Annotated in this window: 19 protein-coding genes and 1 pseudogene; 6 read left to right on the plus strand and 14 right to left on the minus strand. The window is 61.2% G+C overall.

Annotation, left to right across the window (positions count from 1 at the left end; all coding sequences use genetic code 11):
* Positions 1-6: 6 nt before the first annotated feature.
* The 4 genes from pheA to mtnA all read right to left on the minus strand — a co-directional run bounded on the left by pheA (position 7) and on the right by mtnA (position 6564).
* Complete coding sequence (gene pheA / locus JFT44_RS08225) at positions 7-1101, minus strand: prephenate dehydratase (RefSeq protein ID WP_029298704.1); 1095 nt, start codon at positions 1099-1101, stop codon at positions 7-9.
* Positions 1101-2186 (minus strand): 3-phosphoserine/phosphohydroxythreonine transaminase, encoded by a 1086-nt coding sequence (gene serC / locus JFT44_RS08230; RefSeq protein WP_029298706.1) that lies wholly within the window; start codon positions 2184-2186, stop codon positions 1101-1103. Before serC ends, pheA begins: the two co-directional genes overlap by 1 nt.
* 226 nt (positions 2187-2412) lie before the next feature.
* On the minus strand, positions 2413-5067 hold the full coding sequence (gyrA, locus tag JFT44_RS08235) for a DNA gyrase subunit A (RefSeq protein ID WP_029298707.1): 2655 nt from the start codon (positions 5065-5067) through the stop codon (positions 2413-2415).
* 420 nt (positions 5068-5487) lie between these two features.
* On the minus strand, positions 5488-6564 hold the full coding sequence (mtnA, locus tag JFT44_RS08240; protein ID WP_198830535.1) for an S-methyl-5-thioribose-1-phosphate isomerase: 1077 nt from the start codon (positions 6562-6564) through the stop codon (positions 5488-5490).
* Between the two features lie 109 nt (positions 6565-6673).
* On the opposite strand from mtnA, the gene JFT44_RS08245 reads away from it, so the two are divergent.
* From JFT44_RS08245 to JFT44_RS08265, 5 genes are all read left to right on the plus strand, one after another.
* Positions 6674-8005: a TRZ/ATZ family hydrolase gene (locus JFT44_RS08245; RefSeq protein ID WP_198830536.1), complete on the plus strand. Its 1332-nt coding sequence runs from the start codon at positions 6674-6676 to the stop codon at positions 8003-8005.
* Positions 8006-8067: 62 nt separating this feature from the next.
* Positions 8068-8766 (plus strand): bifunctional 2-polyprenyl-6-hydroxyphenol methylase/3-demethylubiquinol 3-O-methyltransferase UbiG, encoded by a 699-nt coding sequence (gene ubiG, locus JFT44_RS08250; RefSeq protein ID WP_003172645.1) that lies wholly within the window; start codon positions 8068-8070, stop codon positions 8764-8766.
* Between the two features lie 4 nt (positions 8767-8770).
* A complete protein-coding gene (gene mupP, locus JFT44_RS08255; protein WP_029298714.1) occupies positions 8771-9442 on the plus strand; it encodes an N-acetylmuramic acid 6-phosphate phosphatase MupP in 672 nt (223 codons plus the stop codon).
* Between the two features lie 154 nt (positions 9443-9596).
* Complete coding sequence (locus JFT44_RS08260; protein WP_198830537.1) at positions 9597-10337, plus strand: YciK family oxidoreductase; 741 nt, start codon at positions 9597-9599, stop codon at positions 10335-10337.
* A gap of 770 nt (positions 10338-11107) precedes the next feature.
* Positions 11108-12034 (plus strand): GGDEF domain-containing protein, encoded by a 927-nt coding sequence (locus JFT44_RS08265; protein WP_198830538.1) that lies wholly within the window; start codon positions 11108-11110, stop codon positions 12032-12034.
* Positions 12035-12056: 22 nt separating this feature from the next.
* Here the strand turns inward: JFT44_RS08265 and JFT44_RS08270 are convergent, their stop codons facing one another.
* The 8 genes and pseudogenes from JFT44_RS08270 to JFT44_RS08300 form a co-directional block, all read right to left on the minus strand.
* On the minus strand, positions 12057-12815 hold the full coding sequence (locus JFT44_RS08270; protein WP_186351725.1) for a TenA family transcriptional regulator: 759 nt from the start codon (positions 12813-12815) through the stop codon (positions 12057-12059).
* Positions 12816-12894: 79 nt separating this feature from the next.
* Positions 12895-15357 carry an EAL domain-containing protein gene (locus JFT44_RS08275; RefSeq protein WP_029298722.1) on the minus strand — a complete coding sequence of 821 codons (2463 nt, stop codon included), beginning with the start codon at positions 15355-15357 and terminating at the stop codon, positions 12895-12897.
* Positions 15358-15452: 95 nt separating this feature from the next.
* A complete protein-coding gene (locus JFT44_RS08280) occupies positions 15453-17258 on the minus strand; it encodes an ABC transporter ATP-binding protein (protein WP_198830539.1) in 1806 nt (601 codons plus the stop codon).
* Positions 17251-17853 carry a DsbA family protein gene (locus tag JFT44_RS08285; protein WP_169851649.1) on the minus strand — a complete coding sequence of 201 codons (603 nt, stop codon included), beginning with the start codon at positions 17851-17853 and terminating at the stop codon, positions 17251-17253. Before JFT44_RS08285 ends, JFT44_RS08280 begins: the two co-directional genes overlap by 8 nt.
* A 36-nt stretch (positions 17854-17889) precedes the next feature.
* Positions 17890-18831, minus strand: a complete 942-nt coding sequence (locus JFT44_RS08290; RefSeq protein ID WP_029298728.1) for a rhodanese-related sulfurtransferase — start codon at positions 18829-18831, stop codon at positions 17890-17892.
* A 103-nt stretch (positions 18832-18934) separates the two neighbouring features.
* A pseudogene (locus JFT44_RS28965) lies at positions 18935-19060 on the minus strand (outer membrane lipoprotein carrier protein LolA); the annotation flags it as partial.
* The gene (locus JFT44_RS08295) at positions 19056-19349 is read right to left on the minus strand and encodes a BolA family transcriptional regulator (RefSeq protein WP_029298730.1); all 294 of its coding nucleotides are present in this window, start codon (positions 19347-19349) and stop codon (positions 19056-19058) included. The pseudogene JFT44_RS28965 and the gene JFT44_RS08295, both read right to left, overlap by 5 nt.
* Positions 19350-19361: 12 nt before the next feature.
* Positions 19362-19883, minus strand: coding sequence for a DUF2059 domain-containing protein (locus JFT44_RS08300; RefSeq protein WP_029298732.1), 522 nt, complete (start codon positions 19881-19883; stop codon positions 19362-19364).
* 193 nt (positions 19884-20076) lie between these two features.
* On the opposite strand from JFT44_RS08300, the gene JFT44_RS08305 reads away from it, so the two are divergent.
* A complete protein-coding gene (locus JFT44_RS08305; RefSeq protein WP_029298734.1) occupies positions 20077-21465 on the plus strand; it encodes a class II fumarate hydratase in 1389 nt (462 codons plus the stop codon).
* 9 nt (positions 21466-21474) lie between these two features.
* On the opposite strand, the gene JFT44_RS08310 is transcribed toward JFT44_RS08305, so the two are convergent.
* On the minus strand, positions 21475-22437 hold the full coding sequence (locus JFT44_RS08310; protein WP_198830540.1) for a DMT family transporter: 963 nt from the start codon (positions 22435-22437) through the stop codon (positions 21475-21477).
* Positions 22438-22638: 201 nt separating this feature from the next.
* Positions 22639-23823 (minus strand): thiolase family protein, encoded by a 1185-nt coding sequence (locus tag JFT44_RS08315; protein WP_198830541.1) that lies wholly within the window; start codon positions 23821-23823, stop codon positions 22639-22641.
* Between the last annotated feature and the right edge of the window lie 43 nt (positions 23824-23866).

Below are 23866 nucleotides of genomic sequence, written 5' to 3' on the forward strand. Positions count from 1 at the left end.
AAAGCCTCACAAAACCGCTTTCGGGTAGGAACCCAGCACCTTGAGTGCCACGGCTTCCTGACTGATTTTCTCGAGCACACCCTTGACCAGCGGATCACGGTGGTGGCCGACGAAATCGATAAAGAACACATAGGTCCATTTACCGCTGCGCGAAGGACGGGTCTCGATGCGCGTCAGGTCAATCCCGTTGTCATGGAACGGCACCAGCAGCTCATGCAGCGCCCCCGGCTTGTTGCTCATGGAGACGATGATCGACGTCTTGTCGTCGCCGGTCGGCGGCACTTCCTGGCTGCCGATCATCAAGAAGCGCGTGGAGTTGTCCGGGCGATCCTCGATTTTCTCGGCCAGGCGCGTCAGGCCGTACAGGCCCGCAGCCATATCCCCGGCAATCGCCGCCGAATTCCACTCACCCTTGACCCGCTTGGCCGCCTCGGCGTTGCTGGAGACCGCGACGCGCTCGACATTCGGGTAATGAGCGTCCAGCCACTTGCGGCACTGGGCCAGGGACTGAGCGTGGGAGTAAATGCGGCTGATGCTGTCGGTCTTGGTGTTTTCGCCCACCAGCAAGTGGTGGTGAATACGCAGCTCGACTTCGCCACAGATCACCATGTCGTGCTCAAGGAAGCTGTCAAGCGTATGGTTGACCGCGCCTTCGGTGGAGTTTTCCACCGGCACTACGCCGAAGTTCACCGCACCGGCAGCCACTTCGCGGAACACCTCATCGATGGCCGCCATCGGCTTGCTGATCACCGCGTGGCCGAAATGCTTCATCGCCGCCGCCTGGGTGAAGGTGCCTTCGGGGCCGAGGTACGCCACTTTCAATGGCTGCTCGAGGGCCAGGCACGAAGACATGATTTCGCGGAACAACCGCGCCATCTCTTCATTGCCCAGCGGCCCCTGGTTACGCTCCATCACCCGCTTGAGCACTTGGGCTTCGCGCTCTGGACGATAGAACACCGGCACTTCGCCTTCGGCCAGGGAAGCCATCTTGACCCGCGCCACTTCCTGGGCACACCGCGCCCGCTCACTGATCAGCTCCAGGACCTTGGTGTCCAGGGCGTCAATGCGTACACGCAGGGCCTTGAGTTCTTGCTCAGACATTAGCCGTGTTCCTTTTCGAACTCTGCCATGTAGGCCACCAGTGCCTTGATGGCATTGATGTCGACGGCGTTGTAGATGGAGGCGCGCATGCCGCCTACCGAACGATGCCCCTTGAGGTTGAGCAGGCCACGCTCGTCGGCACCCGCCAGGAATGGCTTGTCCAGGCGGTCATCGGCCAGGCGGAACGGCACGTTCATCCACGAACGGGCGCTCAGGCTGATCGGGTTGCTGTACAGGCCGCTGGCGTCGATGAAGTCGTACAGGGTGCGCTTCTTCTCTTCGTTGAGCTTGCCCATGGCTGCCACGCCGCCCTGCTCCTTGAGCCACTCGAACACCAGGCCCGACAGGTACCAGGCAAAAGCCGGCGGAGTGTTGTACATCGAGCCGTTGTCGGCCGCGACCTTGTAGTTGAGCATGGTCGGGCACACCGAGCGGGCACGACCGAGCAGGTCTTCACGGATGATGTTGACCAGGATGCCGCTCGGGCCGATGTTCTTCTGCGCGCCGGCGTAGATCATGCCGTAGCGGGACACATCCATCGGGCGCGAGAGAATGTCCGAGGACATGTCGCACACCAACGGGACATCACCGACTTCAGGTACCCAGTCGAATTCCAGGCCGCCGATGGTTTCGTTCTGGACGTAGTGAACATAGGACGCGTCCTTGGACAACTTCCACTCGTTCTGACCTGGAATAGCGAAATAATCGTAGGGCTTGGCAGTACCGGCCACGTTGATGTTGCCGTAGCGCGATGCCTCTTCAATGGCCTTCTGCCCCCAGATACCGGTATCGATATAGTCAGCAGTGCCGTCTTCCGGCAGCAGGTTCAGCGGGATCTGGGCGAATTGCTGGCTGGCGCCGCCTTGCAGGAACAGCACCTTGTAGTCCGACGGGATGTCCAGCAGGTCACGCAGATCCTGCTCGGCCTTGGTAGCAATGGACACGAACTCATCACTGCGATGGCTCATTTCCATCACGGAGAGGCCTTTGCCATGCCAGTCGAGGAGTTCACCCTGCGCGCGCTGCAGGACTGCTTCAGGAAGTGCCGCGGGACCAGCACAGAAGTTATAGGCTCTCTTGCTCACATCCAATCTCGCTCTGATCTGTTGGTCACATAATTCGTGTTCGACACATAACCCCTGTGGGAGCGGGCTTGCTCGCGAAAGCGGTGTGTCAGCCCGCCTATGCGCTGACTGATACGCCGCTTTCGCGAGCAAGCCCGCTCCCACAGGGGAATGCGCAGTATTGCAAACTTTCAAAAGGGACAAATAACAAGGGGGCGAATCTTCATCCGCCCCCTTGGTTGTCCGCTTATTCCTGCGGTTCTTCTTCGTCTGCGGCAGCATCGAGGGTTGGCTCGTCGACGCTGTCATCGCCGGCTGCGATCACCTCGCCATCGAACTCCTCACCTTCCAGCTCCTCGCCTTCGACTTCCGATGGCTCCTGGACACGCTCCAGGCCCACCAGGGTCTCGTCGCTGGCCAGCTTGATCAAGGTCACGCCCTGGGTGTTACGGCCCAGGCTCGACACTTCATCAACACGGGTACGTACCAGGGTGCCCTGGTCGGAAATCAGCATGATTTCCTCGCCATCCAGCACCTGGACCGCGCCGACCAGACGGCCGTTGCGATCGTTGCTGACCATGGCGATCACTCCCTGGCCGCCACGCTTGTACTCGGGGAACTCGCTGATAGCGGTGCGCTTGCCATAACCACGGGCCGAAGCTGTGAGGATCTGGCTGCCCTCTTCCGGAATCAGCATGGAAATCAGCTTCTGCCCTTCCGGCAGGCGCATCCCGCGCACACCACGGGCGGTACGGCCCATCGCACGCACGTCGGACTCTTTGAAGCGCGTCACTTTGCCACCGTCGGAGAACAGCATGACTTCCCGCTCGCCATCGGTAATGGCCGCAGAGATCAGCACGTCGCCTTCGTCCAGCTCCAGGGCGATCAGGCCCACGCTGCGCTGGCGGCTGAAGGATTCCAGAGGGGTCTTCTTCACGGTGCCTTTGGCGGTTGCCATGAAGATGAAGTGACCCTCGGTGTATTCCTCGACCGGCAGCATGGTGGTGATGTATTCATCGGTGTCTAGCGGCAACAGGTTGACCAGCGGACGGCCACGGGCAGCGCGGGACGCTTCCGGGATTTCGTAGGTCTTGAGCCAGTACACCTTGCCCTTGCTGGAGAACAGCAACAGCGTGGTGTGGCTGTTGGCAACCAGCAGGTGAGCGATGTAGTCCTCATCCTTCACGCCGGTAGCCGATTTACCTTTACCACCGCGGCGCTGGGCCTGGTACGCAGCCAAAGGCTGGGTCTTGGCATAGCCACCGTGGGAAATGGTCACCACGCGCTCTTCTTCCGGGATCATGTCACCCAGGGTCAGGTCGAGGCGCGCATCAAGAATTTCGGTGCGGCGCACGTCGCCGTATTCGGCGCGGATCACTTCCAGCTCTTCGCGGATCACTTCCATCAGGCGCACGGCGCTGTTGAGGATGCGGATCAGCTCGCCGATCTGGTTGAGGATCTCCTGGTACTCGGCCAGCAGCTTCTCGTGCTCCAAACCGGTCAAACGGTGCAGGCGCAGTTCCAGGATGGCCTGGGCCTGTTCCGGCGACAGGAAGTATTTGCCATCACGCAGGCCGTATTGCGGGTCCAGGGTCTCCGGACGGCACGAATCGGCACCGGCACGCTCAACCATCGCCACGACGGCACTGGATTCCCACGGCATCTTGATCAGCGCTTCCTTGGCTTCCGACGGGGTCGGCGAAGCCTTGATCAGGGCGATAACCGGGTCGATGTTCGACAGCGCAACCGCCTGGCCTTCCAGGATGTGCCCGCGCTCGCGGGCCTTGCGCAGTTCGAACACGGTGCGGCGGGTCACCACTTCACGACGGTGACGCACGAAGGCTTCCAGCAGATCCTTGAGGTTCAGGATGCGCGGGCGACCGTCGATCAGGGCCACGACGTTGATACCAAACACGCTTTGCAGTTGGGTCTGGGCGTAGAGGTTGTTGAGGATCACCTCAGGCACTTCGCCACGACGCAGCTCGATCACCACGCGCATACCGTCTTTGTCAGACTCGTCGCGCAGTTCGGTGATGCCTTCGAGCTTCTTCTCTTTAACCAGCTCGGCGATCTTCTCGATCAGACGTGCCTTGTTCAACTGGTACGGGAGTTCGGTGATGACGATCTGCTGGCGGCCACCGACCTTGTCAATGTCTTCGATCATCGAGCGGGCGCGCATATAAATGCGGCCACGGCCGGTGCGATAGGCTTCGATGATGCCGGCGCGGCCGTTGATGATCGCGGCGGTCGGGAAGTCCGGGCCGGGGATGTATTGCATCAGCTCATCGACGGTCAGCTCGGGGTTGTCGATAAGCGCCAGGCAACCGTCGATGACTTCACCGAGGTTGTGTGGCGGGATGTTGGTGGCCATGCCCACGGCGATACCGCTGGAGCCGTTGACCAACAGGTTGGGAATACGGGTCGGCATGACCGCCGGGATCATTTCGGTGCCGTCGTAGTTCGGCACCCAGTCCACGGTTTCTTTGTGCAGGTCGGCCAGCAGCTCGTGTGCCAGCTTGGTCATGCGCACTTCGGTGTATCGCATGGCCGCGGCGTTATCGCCGTCCACCGAACCGAAGTTGCCCTGGCCGTCTACCAGCAGGTAGCGCAGGGAAAACGGCTGGGCCATCCGAACGATGGTGTCGTACACCGCAGTGTCGCCGTGAGGGTGATACTTACCGATCACGTCACCGACAACACGGGCAGATTTCTTGTACGGCTTGTTCCAGTCGTTACCCAGCTCGCTCATCGCGAACAGCACACGCCGGTGCACGGGCTTCAAGCCATCGCGCGCATCAGGCAGTGCCCGCCCGACAATTACGCTCATCGCATAGTCGAGGTAGGACTGTTTCAGCTCGTCTTCGATATTGACCGGGAGGATTTCTTTGGCCAGTTCGCCCATGAGAAGCCTGATTCCTTTTTCGGGTGAAACCTCGTCACATCCATATGGGACGAACGAAGCTCGCCGCCGCCGGCATGATGCCTGGCAACGACTTACGACAAATCAACGAGTTATGACACGGATCTGCGCATTAAAGGTCGCCCCTTGGGGTGACCTTGGAAACCGCCGAATGGTATCACAATCGCCGCCACGCACCTATCCCCCAGATGCGCATGGAGCGTAGTAAGTTGACGGATGACAGGCTTGAGGGCGACGAGAGGGGCTCAGAGCTGAATAGAGGCTAGGATTTGCCTGTGGATCCGAGGGTTTTGCTGGTTTTTCGGGCCAATCGCGGGCAAGCCTGCTCCCACCGTTGTTTTATGAAGGCACTCATAATGTGCGGGCTTGCCCGCGATTGCAATCTGCCAGACACCAAAGCCCTCAATGCAGGCGCTTACGGCACATCAATTTGGCGATCTTGGCAGTATCAGGCCGCTCGACGATGCCTTTTTCGGTGACGATCACGTCGATCAGGTCCGCCGGCGTGACGTCAAACACCGGGTTAAAGGCCGCAACATCGGCAGCAAAGCGTTGCCCGGCAACCTCCAGCAACTCGCCGGCATCGCGCTCTTCCAGGGCGACGTCATCACCAGTAGCCATCATCAGGTCCAGGGTCGAACTCGCCGCCACCACCATAAAGCGTACGCCATGGTGCATGGCGCACACGGCCAACTGGTAGGTGCCGATCTTGCTGATCACATCGCCATTGGCGGCGATGCAGTCAGCGCCCACAATCACCCAGGTCACCCCCTTTGTCTTGAGGATATGCGCGCCAGCCGAGTCGGCATTCACCGTGACCGGAATGCCCGCGCCCGCCAGTTCCCAGGCGGTCAACCGCGAGCCTTGCAGCCAGGGGCGGGTTTCGTTGGCATAGACCTGCTCGACCATGCCCTCCAGAAACGCCGCACGGATCACCCCCAGCGCAGTGCCTACACCACCGCTCGCCAAGGCCCCGGCGTTGCCATGGGTCAGGATCGCCTGGGCATTGCCCTGATGCTTGCGGATCAATTCGACGCCCAATTGCGCCATGGTGAGGTTGGCTTCACGGTCGCTTTCATGGATCGCGATGGCTTCGGCCTCCAGCACCGCCAGCGGATCGGCGTGCTTTTTGAGGCGATCGAGGCGATCACGCATGCGCTTGATGGCCCAGAACAGGTTCGACGCGGTGGGACGGGAATCGGCCAGCAACGCGTAGTCCTCCTCCCATGAAGCCTGCCAGTCACCGCCCTCGGCGATCCGCGCGCGCGCGGCCAGCACCAGCCCATAGGCGGCGCTGATGCCGATGGCCGGTGCGCCCCGCACCATCATCGCACGAATGGCCGCGGCCACTTCGTCGACCGTCGCGCAGGTCACCCAGTTTTCCCGGGAGGGCAGCGCACGCTGATCGAGCAGGTGCAGTGCGCCATCACGCCAATCGATGGCCTTCACTTTCTCCGCTGCCAACAGTCGATCGCGCATCCCTCACCCCGTACTCATCAACAAAAGCCGCGGATTATAGCGATCCGCCAGCCAGGACGCTCGGGTATACTTCGCCCTCTTTATATGACCGCCCTGGACGATGCCCGCTATGACGCCACCTGCCGCCCCGCTCGACTTACTGCTACTGCCAAGCTGGCTGGTACCGGTCGAGCCTGCGGGCGTGGTGCTCAAGGCGCATGGCCTGGGCATCCGCGACGGGCGCATCGCGTTTATCGGCCCGCGCGCGCAGGCGCTGAAACTGGCAGCCCATGAAGTGCGCGAGTTGCCCGGAGTGCTGCTCAGCCCGGGCCTGGTAAACGCCCATGGCCACGCGGCGATGACCCTGTTTCGCGGCCTGGCCGACGACCTGCCACTGATGACCTGGCTGCAACAACATATCTGGCCGGCCGAAGCCAAGTGGGTCGATGAGGCGTTTGTACGTGATGGCACCGACCTGGCGATTGCCGAGCAGATCAAGGGCGGCATCAGTTGCTTCTCAGACATGTACTTCTTCCCCAAGGTCGCCAGCGAACGCGTACACAACAGCGGCCTGCGGGCACAGATTGCCATTCCGATCCTCGACTTCCCGATACCCGGCGCAGCCAATGCCGACGAGGCGATCCGCCAAGGCGTGGAGCTGTTTGGCGACCTCAAGCATCACCCACGGATCAAAATCGCCTTTGGCCCCCATGCGCCTTATACCGTCAGCGATGCAAACCTGGAAAAAGTCCGGGTGATCGCCGAGGAGCTGGACGCCGCCATTCATATGCATGTCCACGAAACCGCCTTTGAAGTGCAGCAGTCCGTGGAACAGTATGGCGAACGCCCCCTGGCCCGACTCGCGCGCCTGGGCCTGCTCGGCCCGCGCTTGCAGGCCGTTCATATGACCCAAATCAGCGAAGACGACCTGGCGTTGCTGGTAGAAAGCAACAGCAGCGTGATCCATTGCCCGGAATCCAACCTGAAACTGGCCAGTGGCTTCTGCCCGGTGGAACGCTTGTGGCAGGCCGGCGTCAATGTGGCAGTAGGCACCGATGACGCAGCAAGCAACAATGACCTGGACCTGTTGGGCGAAACCCGCACCGCTGCGCTGCTGGCCAAGGCCGTCGCCGGCTCGGCCAGCGCCCTGGATGCCCACCGTGCGCTGCGCATGGCCACCCTCAACGGTGCGCGGGCCATGGGCCTGGAGGCTGAAATCGGCTCGCTGGAAGTGGGCAAGGCCGCAGATATCGTGGCCTTCGACCTTTCAGGACTGGCCCAGCAACCGATCTACGATCCGGTCTCGCAGCTTATATATGCCACCGGACGCGATTGTGTGAAACACCTTTGGGTCGGCGGCAAGCAACTGCTCGACGACCGGCAACTGACCCGTATGGATGAGCAGCAACTGAGCGCCATGGCCGCTGCCTGGGGCCAGCGCATCAGTGGACACCACGAATAACGCCGGCCCAGGATCAATATTCCGGCCAGGCACACCGTTTTATCGGATTTAGAGGACTACCCATGAGTAACGTCGACCACGCCGAAATCGCCAAATTCGAAGCCCTGGCCCACCGCTGGTGGGACCGCGAGAGCGAGTTCAAGCCCCTGCACGACATCAACCCGCTGCGGGTCAACTGGATCGACGAGCGCGTCAATCTGGCCGGCAAGAAAGTCCTCGACGTGGGCTGCGGCGGCGGCATCCTCAGCGAGGCCATGGCCCAGCGCGGCGCCACAGTGATGGGCATCGATATGGGCGAGGCGCCTCTGGCCGTGGCCCAGTTGCATCAGTTGGAGTCGGGCGTGAGCGTGGAGTACCGCCAGATCACCGCCGAAGCCCTGGCCGAGGAAATGCCCGAGCAGTTCGACGTGGTGACCTGCCTGGAGATGCTGGAGCACGTGCCCGACCCATCGTCGGTGATCCGCGCGTGTTTTCGTATGGTCAAGCCCGGCGGCCAGGTGTTCTTCTCCACCATCAACCGCAACCCCAAGGCTTACCTGTTCGCGATCATCGGCGCCGAATACATCATGAAGCTGCTGCCGCGCGGCACCCATGACTTCAAGAAATTCATCCGTCCTTCCGAACTGGGTGCCTGGAGCCGCCAGGCCGGGCTGACCGTCAAGGACATCATCGGTTTGACCTACAACCCGCTGACCAAGCACTACAAGCTGGCCAGCGATGTCGACGTCAACTACATGATCCAGACCCTGCGAGAGGAATAAACCTGTGAAGTTGAAAGCGGTTCTTTTCGACATGGACGGTACGCTGCTCGATACCGCGCCGGACTTTATCGCCATCTGCCAGGCCATGCGTGCCGAGCGCGGGCTTGCGCCGATCAACGATCAGCATATCCGCGATGAAGTCTCCGGCGGCGCCCGGGCCATGGTTGCCGTGACGTTTGCCATGGACCCCGAGTCCCCAGGCTTCGAAGCGTTGCGCCTGGAGTTCCTCGAACGCTACCTCAAGGGCTGCGCGATCCATAGCAAGCTGTTTGATGGCATGGCCGAACTGCTGGAAGACATCGAACGGTCCAAGCTGATCTGGGGCGTGGTCACCAACAAGCCGCTGCGCTTTGCCGAGCCGATCATGGAGCAACTGGGCCTGGCCCAACGCTCGGCGCTACTGATCTGCCCGGACCACGTGAAGAACAGCAAGCCTGACCCGGAACCGCTGATCCTGGCCTGCAAGATGCTCGACCTGGACCCGGCCAGCGTACTGTTCGTGGGCGACGACCTGCGGGATATCGAGTCAGGGCGCGACGCCGGCACCCGCACCGCCGCCGTCACCTATGGCTACATCCACCCCGACGACAACGCCCGCAACTGGGGTGCCGACGTTGTGGTCGATCATCCGCTGGAACTGCGCAAAGTGCTCGATAGCGCACTCTGCAGCTGCTGAATGGCTAACCAATGAAGCTCTAATGTGGGAGCGGGCCTGCTCGCGAAGGCGGTGGGTCATCTGATAGAGAGTTGACTGACACTACGCTTTCGCGAGCAAGCCCGCTCCCACATTCAGATATGTGTTGCCCCACTGAATTTTGTTGAGGTCGATTATGTTTGATTACTCCGCACGCCCAGAATTGCTCAAGGACCGGGTCATCCTGGTCACCGGCGCCGGTCGCGGGATTGGTGCTGCTGCGGCCAAGACCTACGCCGCCCACGGCGCCACCGTGCTGTTGCTGGGCAAGACCGAAGCCAACCTGGCCCAGGTCTACGATGAAATCGAAGCCGCCGGCCACCCGCAACCGGTGGTGATCCCGTTCAACCTGGAAACCGCCCTGCCCCATCAATACGATGAGCTGGCGGCAATGATCGAAAAAGAATTCGGCCATCTCGACGGGTTGCTGCACAACGCCTCGATCATCGGCCCGCGCACCCCGATCGAACAGCTGTCGGGCGAGAACTTCATGCGCGTCATGCATATCAACGTCAACGCCATGTTTATGCTGACTGCCACGCTGCTGCCGCTGCTCAAGCTGTCCCAGGACGCGTCGGTGGTGTTTACCTCCAGCAGCGTCGGGCGCAAAGGGCGCGCTTACTGGGGCGCCTATGGCGTATCGAAATTCGCCACCGAAGGCCTGATGCAGACCCTGGCGGACGAAATCGACACCGTTGCCGCAGTGCGCGCCAACAGCATCAACCCAGGCGCCACCCGTACCAGCATGCGGGCCCAGGCTTATCCTGGAGAAAACCCGGCCAACAACCCGCTGCCGGAAGAAATCATGCCGGTGTACCTGTACCTGATGGGCCCGGATAGCTCGGGGATCAATGGGCTGGCATTCGACGCGCAGTAATCCCCACAATGCGGGAGCGGGCTGGCCTGGGATAACCCTACGTCTCTAACTGACGACTTACCCTGTGGCGAGCGGGCTTGCCCCGCGCTGGGCTGCGAAGCAGCCCCACTCCAGGCATCGCGCGTGTTCCAGACATACCGAGCCGGCAGGTTTTGGGGCGGCTCCGCCACCCAACGCGGGCGATGCGGCGCTCCGACAAGCCCGCTCGCCACAACAAACCCACAGGACCTTGCCCACCCATCACATGTGGGAGCTGGCTTGCCTGGGATAATCCTAGGTCTCTACACAACTTTCAGAAACTGACGACTTACCCTGTGGCGAGCGGGCTTGCCCCGCGCTGGGCTACGTAGCAGCCCCACCCCAGACACCGCAGTTGTTTCAGACATACCGAGTCGGCAGGTTTTGGGGCGGCTACGCCACCCGACGCGGGCGATGCGGCGTTCCGACAAGCCCGCTCGCCACAACAAGCCCCCCCCACAGGGGCTGGCGCCAAATTCCCAGCGCTGTGCATACGCACTAAATCCCATCCCCTTGTTTTATAAGCAATAAAAAATATTGCACGAAATGGCACGCTTTTCGCTCCAATTTGCTTCAAACAGGCGGCACGACGTAAAGACGTGTGGCATGGGATCAGGGGTTATAACCCCCGGCAAAGCGGACTAGACTGTTACCTATGTTTTACGGAACTGAAGGAACAGTAAGGCGCCCGCCAGCAGCCGCTCCCATTGAGCCTGTAAGACAGCATTAAGTGCTTAGAGGCCTACCCGCTTATGAAAACACCGACCCAGACCAACGCAATTGACTTCGACAGTGCCAAATTGCAACGCCTGGGCTTTGGCCAGCCTTCCCTTATCGCACGGCGCCCCATCAGCCTCGGGCAACTGCGCCAGCAACTGAACCTGCAATTGCAGACCAGCCTGGAGGCGGAGCGAATCCTTGGCCTGTTCTTTCGCGAAGTGCAACGCCTTGTGCCCCTGGATGCCCTGCAATACCGCCATGAAGCCAGCGACCTGCGCCTGGAATACGGCCAGCGTGGCCATCACTCCGTGAGCTACAGCCTCAGCCACGAGGGCGAGCACCTGGGAGAGTTGGTGTTTCGCCGCAACCAGCGTTTCACGGAGGAGGAACAGGGCAATCTGGAGTCGCTGCTGGCCAGCCTGCTCTACCCGATGCGCAACGCCTTGCTGTATCGCTCCGCGACCCGCACCGCCCTGCGCGATCCACTGACCGAGACCGGCAACCGCGTCGCCATGGACCAGACCCTGGGCCGCGAGATCGAAATGGCCAAGCGGCACCTGCATCCGCTGTCCTTGCTGATGCTCGACATCGATCACTTCAAGCACATCAACGACAGCCACGGCCACGCCACCGGCGACAAAGTGCTCAAGGCCGTCGCTGCCTCGATCAAAAGCCAGTTGCGCAATGTGGATATGGTGTTTCGGTTTGGTGGGGACGAGTTCATGATCCTGCTTTCCAACACCAGCCGCGAGGCCGCCACCCTGGTCGGCGAACGCCTGCGCCAGGCAGCGCAGGCCCGGGACTACTGGGCAGACGCTACGCGTATCGAATTGACGGTGAGCCTGGGTTGCGCGACGTTGCTGGCGGGCGAGTCGGCCGAGAGCCTGCTGCGCCGCGCCGACAATGCCTTGTACGTGGCCAAGCGCGAAGGCCGTAACCGCCTGGCAATGGCGGGGTAAACGCTACCCCGCCATGCCCGGGTCAGGCTTCGCTGGTCGCCAGGACTTGACGCTCGCGGGTCACCGGAGCTTTCTCCAACTGCATGCAGCGCTCCAGGAACAGGTACATATAGTCGTAGCTTTTGCACACAGCCTGGCGCAACTCCACTTGCAACGCCTTGCTCGGGTTCATCCCCGCCAGGGTGCAAATAATCTCCAGCGCTTCCCACGGGTGGGCGTCGTCATACTGGGCATGCATCTTCAGCCACTTCATGGCGCGCTTGCGGTCTTCTTCAGGGAAAGCAGCGGCATACACGCCCGTTGAACACACCAGCGCAGACCACTCCCCAGTGGCGCCTTCGATGGCGTAGTTGGTGGCGGCAATGGCAACGATCAACGAATCGGCCGAACTGGTGTGCCAGCACCAATGACTCAGCGCATGCAACTCTGGCGGTACGTGTTGCGCCTGCAGCTCTTCCAGGCCGACGCCATGGGCGCGCGCCCAGTGCATCCAATAATCGGCATGGTTCAGTTCCACACGAATATTGCGCATCAACCAACGTCGCGCCATATCCTCCCCAGGATGTCGGGCAAACTTGGTCTTGGTCAGGTTTTGTGCCATGTACAACGCGAACTGTTCCACCACTGGCCAGCCACCGATCAGGTAGTGGCGCATGGTCTTGGCGCTGAGCTTGTTATCGCGCATGCGCTGGTACAGTTCGTGTTCGACAACGCGGCGCTTGCTCTCGCTACAGTCCTGGATCAATTGCTGAGCCCAGGCGGGGTAACTTGAGGCTTCCATAAGCGGGCCGGTTCTGCTGAATGTGTCGATCACTGTCGGGCTCCTTTTGATTTGTGATGTGTACAGACCAGCAGATGTTTCAGCGGAACGTGCCGGGCGCCCTGAATAACAGAGGCTGCGGGCGCGCAGGTCGACATTGCAAACTATCGAAGGTAAACAATTGCGGGCGCTCAATCAGGTAGCCCTGAGCGTAGTCCACGCCGATCTCGAGCAGTGCCTGCTCGATGTGCGGCGTTTCGACAAACTCGGCAATCGTGCGTTTACCCATGACATGGCCGATGTGATTGATCACTTCGACCATGGCGCGGTTAATCGGGTCGTCCAGCATATCCTTTACGAAACTTCCATCGATCTTCAGGAAGTCTACAGGTAAATGTTTGAGGTAGGCGAATGAGGACATTCCGGCACAAAAGTCATCCAGGGAGAAGCAGCAACCCAACGCCTTGAGCTCATTGATAAAACGAATCGCGCTGCCCAGGTTGGAAATGGCGCTGGTTTCGGTGATTTCAAAACAGATCATGCCCGGGGGAATCCCATAGGCACTGAACTTCTCCCGCAGGAAACGCAGGAAATCGTCATCGCCAATGGTGATGCCCGACAGGTTGATCGCACACATCGCCATGGGCCTGCCAGGTCGCTCGAGCATGCAACGGGCGATCAGCTTGAACACGTTCTCTACCACCCAGCGGTCCAGCGAGGTCATCAACCCGTAGCGTTCGGCGGCCGGGATAAAGCTGTCAGGCAAAATGATCCGCCCCGCTTCATCGTGCAGGCGCAGCAGGATCTCGATATGCCCGGCCCCCGCCTCGGTGTGGCCCAAGGGCGCGATTTCCTGGGCATACAGGCAGAAGCGGTCCTCTTCCAGGGCCATGTGCAGGCGCTGGATCCAGGCCATTTCGCCAAAGCGCAACGACAGCTCAGTGTCGTCGGCATGATAGACCTGCACCCGGTTGCGTCCCTTCTCCTTGGCCATGTAGCAGGCCATATCCGCGGCACGCAATGACGTCTCCAGGGTGGTCGGGGTGTGCGAGATATGCACCAGGCCGATACTGACCGTGGTGACAAACGGTCGGCCTTTCCAGACGAAGTGCAGGTTTTGCACGGTATGTCGCAGGCTCTCGGCGATCTTCTCGGCCACCGGCGCCGGGCAGTTTTCCAGCAGGATGCCGAACTCGTCCCCACCCAGGCGGGCCAGGGTATCGCCTTCGCGCAGGTCCGATTGCAGCAAGGCGCAGATATGCCGCAACAGTTCATCGCCCGCCGCATGGCCACAGGTGTCGTTGACCAGCTTGAACTGGTCCAGGTCGAGGAACATCAAGGCATGGCGCGCCGACTGCTGACGCCCGACGCCATGCAGCACCTGCTCCAGGCGATATTCAAATTCACGCCGATTGGCCAGCCCGGTCAAGGCATCATGGGTCGCCTGCCAGGACAGATTGGCAATGTACTGGCGCTCCTGGGTCATGTCGTGCAACACCAGCACCGCGCCACTGACCTTGCCGGCACTGCGGATCGGTGCCCCCACGAGGGTCACGGAGACGGTACTGCCATCCAGGCGCTGGATCAGCTTGGAGTGCTCGCTGCCACCGCTGAGTTGGCCGTCAAGAATATGGTCGATCAGGGTAAACCCGTCGGCCTGGGCGTGCTCATCCAGCAGATTGAACAACGCAGCCAACGGCAGCCCTTGCGCCTGGGCCGCGTTCCAGTGGGTCAGGGATTCCGCCGCCGGGTTCATGTAGGCGATAGCCCCATCGACATCGGTAGTGATCACCCCATCGCCGATGGACTCCAGGGTGATCTGCGCCCGCTCCTTCTCCAGCTGCAAGGCATCGGCAAACGCATGGCGCTGGGCCAATAGCTTGCGCGTGCGCAGCAACGCCAAGGCGATCAGCCCCAAGGCAGTGGCCAGGTTGGTGATCAGCAACAGGCGCAGAATCACCCTGGAGCCTTCACCCAAGGCATCGCTGAAGGCCTTGGCCGCCGGCGTCACCCCCTCGTTGATGGCGATGATACGGTTTTTCCAGGCATGGATATCGGCACTGCTGACCCGATCGGCGATGATTTGCCGGTGCATCTCCTGCGCCAGCTCATCAAGTTGCACCAGGTAGCTGTCACCGACGGTCCACAGCTCGATGGCTTTTTCCAGGTAGCTGAAATGGCGAAAGTTGAGGTACAGCCAGATCAGGCTCGACACGTCGTCAGGATGATTGCCGCCTTTAAGGATCCCCTGGCGCGCCGCCGCCAGGTCAGGACTGGAGCGATCCAGGGCGATACGCAGCTCGTGCCCGCCCTGGGGTACGGCAATGGCGTTCTGGTATTTGAGAAAGGTCGCCTGGTCGCGGTTGTCGGCGTACAGGGTCAGGTAGTAGATGGCGTCTTTCTGGCCTTTGGACCACAGGCTCTCGCCCGCCACATAGCCGCGCACGGCCGACAGCACGTAAAGACTGACGCAGCCCAGCAACGCCTGGAACAGCACGACGGCAATAAAGGGCCAGACAATACCGAGCAACCGGGGTGTTCCGAGAGTTCGCTTCTGCTTCATGAGATCCCTTGCATCAGCACAGGCGAGTAAAAACTGCTCCTGACAGCACAGCCGAGGCCAAACACGACCCCTTCAGGGCCGGAGCCGGGATCGATTCAGCGAACTTGTTGCAAGTGTCCATAAAGCTTGGCGTACAAGCCGCCATCGGCTATCAGTTGCTGGTGGTCGCCATCTTCGGCGATGTGTCCACCGTCAAACACCAATACCCTATCAGCCTGCTTCACCGCCGACAAACGGTGAGCAATGATCAGTGTAGTACGCCCACTGAGAAACCGCGCCAGAGCCTGGTGCAGGTTGTACTCGGTAGCCGCATCCAGGGCCGAGGTGGCTTCGTCGAGAATTACCACTTTTGGCTCGGCCAGCACCATCCGGGCAATCGCCAGGCGTTGGCGCTGGCCACCGGACAAACGCACGCCCGAGCGCCCGACAATACTGTCCAGACCTTGAGGCAACCCTTTGACCGTAGCATCCAACTGGGCAATTTCAAGGGCCTGCCAACAGGCCTGGTCAGTGCGCTCGCGGCCCATGGTGAGGTTGGCGCGCACGGTGTCGTTGAACAACGCCGGATGCTGCAGCACCACCGCGACATGCTCGCGAATGGTTTCCAGGCCAATGGCCTGCTGGGTCGCGCCGCCGAAGCGGATCGTCCCCGCTTGTGGGGTGTAGAGCCCCAACAGCAGTTGCACCAGGGTGCTTTTACCGCCGCCACTGGCACCGACGATCGCGACCTTTTCCCCGGGGGCAATCGCCAGGTTCAACTGGTTGAGCACCAGGTCTTCGCCATAGCCGAAGTCCAGGCCCCGCACTTCGATGCCCACGGTCTGGTGTCCGGTAAACGGATCTTCGCCCCCGGCATATTGCGGTTCGTCGGCACGGGCCAGCAGTTCGTTGATGCGCGTCAGCGCACCGCCGGCGGCGTAGTAGGCGTACTGCAGGTTCAGCAGTTGTTCCACCGGGCCGATCATGAACCACAGGTAGCTGAACACCGCGAGCATCTGGCCGATGGACAGGTCGGAAAACAGCACCGTGAGCATCGCTGCCGCACGGAAGATATCGATCCCGAACTGGAACAGCAGGCCGCTGGCGCGGCTGGATGCATCGCTTTTCCACTGGGAGTTGATGGCAAAGTCACGTACTTCCTGGGCACGCTGCCCCAGGCGCCCGAGGAAAAAGCCCTGGCGATTGCCCGCGCGCACTTCCTGGATGGCGTCCAGGGTTTCCGTGAGGGCCTGGGTGAACCGCGAGGTGCTGTCGTTTTCCAGCTTCTTCAGGTGTTTGACCCGCTTGCCCAACTGCACCGTGGCGTAGATCACCAATGGGTTGAACAACAGGATCAACAGCGCCAGCTTCCAGTGCATCCACATCAGGATGCCGGAGGTGCCGACCAGGGTCAGCATCGCCACCAGGAAGCGGCTCAAGGTTTCACCGATAAACTTGTCCACGGTGTCCAGGTCGGTCACCAGGTGCGTAGTCACGGTACCGCCGCCCAGGCTTTCGTATTCACTCAGGGAGATGCGCTTGAGCCGTTCGATCAGGCGCACGCGGATGCGATAGACAATGTCCTTGGCCAGCCCGGCAAACAGGCGCGCCTGGACCACGTTGAACACCAGCGCCGCGCAACGCAGCACCAGGGTGATCAGCAGCATTAGGCCGATATAGCCTGCGGCCTGCTGCCAGGGTGCTGGCAACGCGTGGTTCATCACCTTCAGTGCGGCATCGCCATTGCCCAGCAACACCTCGTCCACCAGCAATGGCAGGAGCAAGGGAATCGGTACGCTGCACAGGGTCGCCAGAACGGCGACACCATTGGCGATCCACAGGGCTTTTTTATGACGCAGGGCCAGGCGGCGGATTTCTGCCCAGGTCAGCCGATCAACGCGTACGGCGGGTTGATCAGCCACAGGCGGCTCGCTCCAGCCAGCGACCGAGCAACGGCGACAACTCGGACAGCGGCTGGTAGCCGTTGGTCAACAAGGCCAATTGGCCATTGCGCTCGGCCAACAAGGTGGGAAAACCGGCGATGCCCAGGTCCTGGACCCAGGTGAAATCAGCGGCCGTGGCGGCATGCTGTTCGGCGCGGTCAAAAGCCTCGGCAAACTCGATACGCGGCACCCCGGCGGTCTCGGCCAGTTCCACCAGCACACTGGCGCGGGTCACATCGCGACCCTCGACGTAAAATGCCTGCTGGATCAGCCCGAGCAAGGTCCAGGCGCAATCCGGCGCCAGGCTGCGCGCGGTGACCAGGGCCCGGCATGCCGGCTCCGTGTCATACACAAACCCGTCAGGCAAGGCGCCCTCCAGGCGGAACGGCTGGCCAGTGGCTTCAGTCACCGCCTGCCAGTGTTCCAGGATATAGCGCCGGGTGGCCGGCTCCAGCGCCGAACCACTGCCGGTGCGCAAACCGCCGACCACCAGGTGCAATTCCACGCCAGCCGCCTGGGCCTGCTCAACCAGGGCCTTGGCTACCGGGGCGAAACCCCAGCACCAGGAACACATCGGGTCCATTACATAGAGCAGGCGCGCGGACATGGTTCAAGCCTCGGTGGATGGTTGCTTGTAGTTGTAACCAATCGGGTGCGGCATATTGCGGGCCTTGGCCAGCTCGATCTGCTTCTGGCGGTCGATCGCACTGCGACGGGTCTTCTCGGACAGCTTATCCCAGCAATGCGGGCAACTGATGCCGGCCACGTAATGCTCGGATGCGCGGTCCTCTACGCTAACCGGTGTGCGGCAGGCATGACATTGATCGTAGTCACCTTCGCTCAAGTCGTGGCGCACGGTCACGCGGTTATCGAACACGAAGCAGTCACCCTGCCACTTGGTTTGTTCCTGGGGCACCTCTTCGAGGTATTTGAGGATGCCGCCCTTGAGGTGATACACCTCATCGAACCCTTCGCTGAGCATGTAGCTGGAGGCCTTTTCACAGCGAATGCCGCCGGTGCAGAACATGGCGACTTTCTTGTGCTTGGCCGGGTCGAAGTTGGCTTTGATATAGTCGGGAAATTCGCGAAAACTCGTGGTTTTCGGGTCGATCGCCCCTTCAAAGGTGCCGATCGACACTTCATAGTCGTTACGGGTGTCGATCAACAGCACTTCTGGGTCGCTGATCAGGGCGTTCCAGTCTTGTGGATCAACATAGGTGCCGACTTTCTTGTTGGGGTCGACGCCTTCGACGCCCAGGGTCACGATCTCTTTTTTCAGCTTGACCTTGGTGCGGTAGAACGGCTGCTCGTCGCAGTACGACTCTTTGTGGTCGATGTCGACCATGCGCGGGTCGTTCTTCAGCCAGGTCATCAGGCCATCAATGCCTTCGCGGCTCCCGGAAACGGTGCCGTTGATGCCTTCTTCGGCGATCAGCAAGGTGCCCTTGATGCCGTTGTCGACCATGGCTTGCAGCAGCGGCTCGCGCAGGGCGACGTAATCTTCGAGGGTGACGAACTTATACAGTGCCGCCACGACGATGGGTTGTGTCATGGGTGTTCTCTCCAGGTGGCTACCCTCGCAAAGGGTGAACCGGATGCAAAAAAAACGCGCCGACTGAGCGGCGCGTTGCGGATTCTATCAGGGATAAACCCTGAACTGTAGGAGCGAGCTTGCTCGCGAAAAACCTGAGAACGCCGCGTGCTTTCAGAATGCGCGCGTCATCGTTAACGATCTTCGCGAGCGCGCTCGCGCCTACAGAGGCTGACCGTGACCGATCAATGTCCGCCAGCGCAGGTCGGCGAGGCCGGGGCTGCGTCGATTTTCGCCCATTCTTCAGGCGTGTAGGTATGCAGTGCCAGCGCATGGAACTCGCCCATCAGGTCGCCCAACGTGGCGTAGACCTTCTGGTGGCGCTTGACGCGGTTGAGTCCGTCGAACTGCTGGCTGACCAGCACGGCCTTGAAGTGCGTCTGCAATCCACGGCTGTGCATATGGCTTTCGTCCAGCACACTCACGTGTTCCGGGCTCAGGGCGGCAAGTGCCGTCTCGATGCGCTGTTGCATGGTCATTCCTGGCTCCACTTACTTCTTGGCAGGCGCGGCGGCTTTTTTCGCCGGAGCCAATTCGTTGGTCATGTCTTCCAACAGCTTGTTCACGACCGGTACCGCGCTTTCCAGTTTGGCCTGGGTCAGTTGGGCCGATTGCTGGGTCAGTTGCGGCATTTTCTCCAGGACTTTCTTACCCAGTGGCGATTTGTAGAAGGCAACCAGGTCCTTGAGTTCTGACTCACTGAAGTTGCTGGTGTACAGCTTGACCATGTCCGGCTTGAGCTTGTTCCAGCCAATGGCCTGGTCCAGGGCGGCGTTGGCCTTGGCCTGGTAGGTGTCCAGAACGGTTTGCTTGGCGGCAGGCGCCTTGGTCTGCTCGAAACGCTGGGCAAACATTTGCTGCACTTGCATGTACACCGGGGTGCCGAGCTTGTCTGCGTGAGCCAGGGTCAGGAAGGCTTCGGCACTGGCGTTGTGGCTGGCGGTATCGGCAAGAACCTGGCCGCTGGCACATACCAGGGCAACCGCGGTACAGATGGCACGAAGACGAGTCATCGAGTTTCCTTTCTAGCTGGCGAGGTAAGACCCCAAGGGCGACCATTCTGCGCCTAAAAAACGCCGGTACTCAACCCCACGCCTTGTAGGGCCTGGTTTTGCGGGGGATTGCCCGATGAAATGGCTTTTATGGAACCCAAGCGTGCCTCCAGGGCCTAAACTGCGCAAACCGACTACAAGGAGAGTCACCGCGATGAGCCGTATCGAAACCGACAGCCTGGGCGAAGTACAAGTCCCGGATGACGCTTACTGGGGCGCACAGACCCAGCGTTCACTGGTCAATTTCGCCATCGGCGAGCAACGCATGCCACTGGCCGTCCTGCACGCCCTGGCGCTGATCAAGAAGGCCGCGGCGCGGGTCAACGATCGCAATGGCGACCTGCCCGCCGACATCGCCCGCCTGATCGAACAGGCCGCTGACGAAGTGCTCGATGGCAAGCACGATGACCAGTTCCCGCTGGTGGTCTGGCAGACCGGCAGTGGCACCCAGAGCAACATGAACGCCAATGAGGTGATCGCCGGCCGCGCCAATGAGCTGTCGGGCAAGCCCCGTGGCGGCAAGAGCCCGGTGCACCCCAACGATCACGTCAACCGTTCCCAGAGTTCCAACGACTGCTTCCCCACTGCCATGAGCATTGCCACCGTACAAGCGGTGCATGAGCAGTTGCTGCCGGCGCTGCGTGAGCTGTCCGGTGGGCTGGCCGAGTTGTCGGCGCGCCATATGAAGCTGGTCAAGACCGGCCGCACCCACATGATGGACGCCACGCCCATCACCTTTGGCCAGGAAGTCTCGGCGTTTATCGCGCAACTCGATTATGCCGAGCGCGCCATTCGCAGTGCCCTGCCCGCCGTCTACGAACTGGCACAAGGCGGCACGGCGGTCGGCACCGGCCTGAACTCGCCCCATGGCTTTGGCGAGGCCATTGCCGCAGAAATCGCCGCGTTGTCCGGGCTGCCGTTTGTCACCGCACCCAACAAGTTCGCCGCGCTGTCGGGCCATGAGCCGCTGACGACTTTGTCCGGCGCCTTGAAAACCCTGGCCGTGGCCTTGATGAAAATCGCCAACGACCTGCGCCTGCTAGGCTCGGGCCCGCGCGCCGGGCTGGCTGAAGTGCGCCTGCCGGCCAATGAGCCGGGCAGTTCGATCATGCCCGGCAAGGTCAACCCGACCCAGTGCGAAGCGCTGTCGATGCTGGCCTGCCAGGTGCTGGGCAATGACGTGACCATCGGCATTGCCGCAAGCCAGGGGCATTTGCAGTTGAACGTGTACAAGCCGGTGATTATCCACAACCTGCTGGAGTCGATCCGCTTGCTCGCCGACGGCTGCCGCAACTTCCAGGAACATTGCATCGCCGGCCTTGAGCCCGACGCCGAGCAAATGGCCGAGCACCTGGAGCGCGGGCTGATGCTGGTGACGGCGCTGAACCCGCATATCGGCTATGACAAGTCGGCAGAGATTGCCAAGAAAGCCTATGCCCAAGGGCTGACCCTGCGCGAAGCTGCGCTGGAATTGGGCTACCTCACCGATGCCGAATTCGACCAGTGGGTACGCCCGGAAAACATGCTCGAAGCCGGGCACTGATCCCCTCTCCTACAGAGGTTGTATCAACCTTGCACGCCGGGACTTGAGCCCGGCGATCAAGGACGGGGCCAACGCCACCGATGCCGATCCCAGCACCACCAGCACCGCGCCACCGTAGCCCAGGCCATTGATCTGCTCGGCGTGCACATAGTCGGGCCATAGCCATGCCGCAATCGCCACCGCCACGAACGTCACCAACGGCGTGATCGCCAGGGTCGCGCTGACCCGCGAAGCCTCCCAGTGGGCCAAGGCCTCGGCAAAGGCGCCGTAGGCAATCAGGGTATTGAAACAGCACGCCAGCAGCAGCCAGCCTTGCAACGGGCTCAGTTGCAGCGCCTCCATGGGATGCACCCAGGGCAGCAGCAGCAATGCGCAGCTCAGGTAGATCACCATCATGACCTGCAGGGAATTCCACACCGTCAACAATTGCTTCTGGCCCAGGGCGTAGAACACCCAGATGGTGGTTGCCAGCAGAATCGTCAGCACCCCGGCGGTGTAGGTGCCCAGGGACGTCAACAGCTCTGCCAGGCGCTGGTTGAAGAACAGCGCAAAACCGATGATCAATACCAGCAGACCTACGCCCTGCCCCAGGCTGAAACGCTCCTTGAACAGGAACACGCTGGCAATCATCAGGAAGATCGGCCCCATCTGCACCACCAGTTGCGCGGTGCCGGGGCTCAACATCTTCAGCCCGACCAGATAGAGCACGTAGTTGCCCACCAGTCCGCATACCGCCATCGCCACCAGCCAGCCACCGCGCTTGCCCAGGACTTTGGGGCTGGGCAGACGCTTGACGGCGGCCAGGTAAATGAACAGGCAAGTGCCGGACACCATCAGGCGAAACCAGGTCACGGTGATCGGGTCCATCACCTGCAGGACCTGCTTGAGCTTGATCGGCAAAATGCCCCAGAGCAGCGCGGTCAGCAGGGTCAGGGATAAACCGTAGACCCAGCGGCCGGAAGATATGTGCATGAGTGCCCCAAGAGCCAGAGGTAGAGGAACCTGCATTCTAGGGGGATGTGGGTAGACCTTGGCGAAGTTTTTTATCAGACACACCACAAATCAACGGTGGGCTTGCTCGCGAATGCGGTGTGTCAGTCGATATATCCATCACTGACCCACCGCATTCGCGGGCAAGCCCGCTCCCACAGTTGATCTTCGGTGTTTTATAGATCAGCGCACAGCTTCGAACAGCCCGGTCGCCCCCATCCCACCACCGACGCACATGGTGACGATGCCGTAGCGCAAATCACGCCGCTGCAGTTCACGCACCAGATGCCCCACCTGTCGCGAGCCGGTCATGCCGAACGGATGGCCAATGGAGATCGAACCACCGTTGACGTTGTACCTGGCATTGTCGATTTCCAGGCGATTACGCGCATACAGGCACTGCGAAGCAAACGCCTCGTTGAGTTCCCACAAGTCAATGTCCGCCACCTGCAGGCCACGGGCCTTGAGCAATTTGGGCACCGAGAACACCGGGCCGATGCCCATCTCGTCCGGCTCGCAACCGGCAACGGTAAACCCGCGGAAAAACGCCATGGGCTTGAGCCCCAGTTCCAGGGCTTTTTCCAGGCTCATCACCAGGGTCATCGATGCGCCGTCGGACAGTTGCGAAGAGTTGCCTGCCGTCACCGAGCCATCCTCGGCAAACACCGGCTTGAGCCCGCTGAGGCTGGCCAGGGTGGTGTCTGGGCGGTTGCAATCGTCGCGATCGACCACGCCATCAAGAATCTGTACCTCGCCGGTGTTTTTATCCTCGACCTTGTACTTGACCGCCATGGCTACGATTTCATCATCGAACAGCCCGTCAGCCTGGGCCTGGGCGGTGCGCTGCTGGCTTTGCAGGGCGTACAGGTCCTGCTCCTCGCGGCTGACGTTATAGCGCCGGGCGACAATTTCGGCGGTCTGGCCCATGGGGAAATAGATGCCCGGCACCTGCTCCTTGAGCAAGGGGTTGATCAGGTTGTCGGTATTCACGCTTTTCATGGTCAGGCTGATGGATTCGACGCCACCGGCAACAATGATGTCGCTGCAACCCGAGGCAATCTGGTTCGCCGCGATGGCAATCGCCTGCAGCCCCGAAGAACAGAAACGGTTGAGGGTCATGCCCGCGGTGCCAGTGCCAAGGCGCGACAGCACTGCCACGTTGCGGCCGATGTTGTAGCCCTGGGCTCCTTCGTTGGAACCGGCGCCGACGATGCAATCCTCGACACTGGCCGGGTCGATGCCGTTGCGGGTGAGCAAGGCGTTGACGCAATGCGCGGCCATGTCATCGGGGCGGGTCTGGTTGAACTTGCCGCGAAAGGACTTGGCCAGGCCGGTTCGCACGCTGTCGACGATCACTACTTCACGCATGGGCTACCTCAATCTTGTCGTTGTTGGGAGACAGATCGAGGAT

It is taken from the genome of Pseudomonas sp. MF5691 (assembly GCF_016405645.1).
Taxonomy (GTDB): Bacteria; Pseudomonadota; Gammaproteobacteria; order Pseudomonadales; family Pseudomonadaceae; genus Aquipseudomonas; species Aquipseudomonas shahriarae.

What these genes read in the sequence shown, in the direction of transcription:
- JFT44_RS08270 (WP_186351725.1), bottom strand. Translation starts at nt 12,815, where the DNA reads ATGGAAGCCTCAAGTTACCCCGCCTGGGCTCAGCAATTGATCCAGGAC.
- JFT44_RS08295 (WP_029298730.1), bottom strand. Translation starts at nt 19,349, where the DNA reads ATGACCATGCAACAGCGCATCGAGACGGCACTTGCCGCCCTGAGCCCG.
- JFT44_RS08275 (WP_029298722.1), bottom strand. Translation starts at nt 15,357, where the DNA reads ATGAAGCAGAAGCGAACTCTCGGAACACCCCGGTTGCTCGGTATTGTC.
- JFT44_RS08305 (WP_029298734.1), top strand. Translation starts at nt 20,077, where the DNA reads ATGAGCCGTATCGAAACCGACAGCCTGGGCGAAGTACAAGTCCCGGAT.
- ubiG (WP_003172645.1), top strand. Translation starts at nt 8,068, where the DNA reads ATGAGTAACGTCGACCACGCCGAAATCGCCAAATTCGAAGCCCTGGCC.
- mtnA (WP_198830535.1), bottom strand. Translation starts at nt 6,564, where the DNA reads ATGCGCGATCGACTGTTGGCAGCGGAGAAAGTGAAGGCCATCGATTGG.
- JFT44_RS08315 (WP_198830541.1), bottom strand. Translation starts at nt 23,823, where the DNA reads ATGCGTGAAGTAGTGATCGTCGACAGCGTGCGAACCGGCCTGGCCAAG.
- pheA (WP_029298704.1), bottom strand. Translation starts at nt 1,101, where the DNA reads ATGTCTGAGCAAGAACTCAAGGCCCTGCGTGTACGCATTGACGCCCTG.
- JFT44_RS08245 (WP_198830536.1), top strand. Translation starts at nt 6,674, where the DNA reads ATGACGCCACCTGCCGCCCCGCTCGACTTACTGCTACTGCCAAGCTGG.
- JFT44_RS08290 (WP_029298728.1), bottom strand. Translation starts at nt 18,831, where the DNA reads ATGACACAACCCATCGTCGTGGCGGCACTGTATAAGTTCGTCACCCTC.
- JFT44_RS08260 (WP_198830537.1), top strand. Translation starts at nt 9,597, where the DNA reads ATGTTTGATTACTCCGCACGCCCAGAATTGCTCAAGGACCGGGTCATC.
- gyrA (WP_029298707.1), bottom strand. Translation starts at nt 5,067, where the DNA reads ATGGGCGAACTGGCCAAAGAAATCCTCCCGGTCAATATCGAAGACGAG.
- JFT44_RS08310 (WP_198830540.1), bottom strand. Translation starts at nt 22,437, where the DNA reads ATGCACATATCTTCCGGCCGCTGGGTCTACGGTTTATCCCTGACCCTG.
- JFT44_RS08300 (WP_029298732.1), bottom strand. Translation starts at nt 19,883, where the DNA reads ATGACTCGTCTTCGTGCCATCTGTACCGCGGTTGCCCTGGTATGTGCC.
- JFT44_RS08285 (WP_169851649.1), bottom strand. Translation starts at nt 17,853, where the DNA reads ATGTGTTCCTGGTGCTGGGGTTTCGCCCCGGTAGCCAAGGCCCTGGTT.
- JFT44_RS08265 (WP_198830538.1), top strand. Translation starts at nt 11,108, where the DNA reads ATGAAAACACCGACCCAGACCAACGCAATTGACTTCGACAGTGCCAAA.